Annotated in this window: 1 protein-coding gene; it reads left to right on the top strand. The window is 47.3% G+C overall.

The annotated features are described in order from the left end of the window. Positions 1 to 225 precede the first annotated feature (225 nt). On the top strand, positions 226 to 1,290 hold a 1,065-nt coding region (locus B7X71_RS17145; protein WP_293601628.1), incomplete at its 3' end, for a VIT and VWA domain-containing protein.

A 1,290-nucleotide genomic window follows, 5' to 3' on the forward strand; every position in this document is an offset into this window, starting at 1 on the left:
GCCTGTGAAGCAGAGAAAGCCGGGATCTATATCGGTAAAGAGCCATCTCTACATTGCGCCAGGTATTGAGTTGCAAATCTCAGCAGACGAGGCAGGGATGACCCCTGAGCAGGTAAGGGCGCTAGTTAAAGAGGTGATGAATGCAACTCAAAAGGTTTTGAAGAGCATTGCCTAGAACTCAATCTGTCTGAAGCAAATTAACGAAATACAACCTGGAGCGAAAACATGAAAACAAATGCTGGTTTGGAAAATGAATACGGTCAAAGCGTAGCTCTTAAGTCCGTGCACCTTGACGGTCGCATTGACGGTTTGTTGCTCACGATGAAGGTTCGTCAAAGCTACCTGAATGATTCAGAAGAAACGATCGAAGCCAGTTACACCTTCCCAGCTGGATGGGGTGCAAACTTGCTGTCTTTTAGTGTTGAGTTGAATGGCAAACGGATGCAAGCAGTTGCACTTGAGAAGAAGAAGGCAGAAAAGAAATACGAAAAAGCCATCTCAGAGGGCGACACGCCAGTAATGCTTGAAAAGTCACCTCTCGGTCTGTACACAGCCAACCTTGGTAATTTGAAAGCTGGTGAATCAGCTGTAATTGAAATTGAATATGCACAGCTCTTGAGGTTTGAATCAGGCCGTCTGAGAGTCACAGTGCCCACAGTGATAGGCCAGCGATATGGGGATGAAGTCGAGCAAGGTCACATAGCACCTCATCAAGGCGTTGATGTCGATGCATTAATTGAATATCCATTTACAGCCCGTATAGATGTAATTGGAACTACAGCGAATGGGGTGATCACATGCCCCAGTCATCAAGCCGTTACCACCGCAGTAGAAGGCGGTAAGCGAATTGAGCTGACAAAGGGTGGAATGTTGGATCGTGATTTCGTTCTGTCTATCGATGAGCTAGATGGTGTTTCATTTGCTTTGGCGGCAGTAGATGAGGAAGAGTACGCGGTTGTTGCAAGCTTCTGTCCGAAGTTGCCACAGCAAGTGGCAATGCCCTTAGCATTGAAGATCCTCGTAGATTGTTCGGGCTCAATGGCGGGGGAAAGCATTGAGCAAGCGCAAGAGGCATTGCACGAGCTGAGCCTCAGACTTAGCCCCGATGACGCAATTTCGTATAGCAAGTTTGGTAGCACTGTTGAGCACACCTCGAATCAGTTGGAAAAGGCGCTCTCCTCAACATTCAAACTAAGTTTCGCTCAGGCCTACGAACAAGGTTGTGATCTTTTGCTCATTACTGACGGTGATGTGTGGGACATTGAAGAAACTGTTGTGCAGGCAAAGCGA

This window comes from Polynucleobacter sp. 39-46-10, from assembly GCF_002282275.1.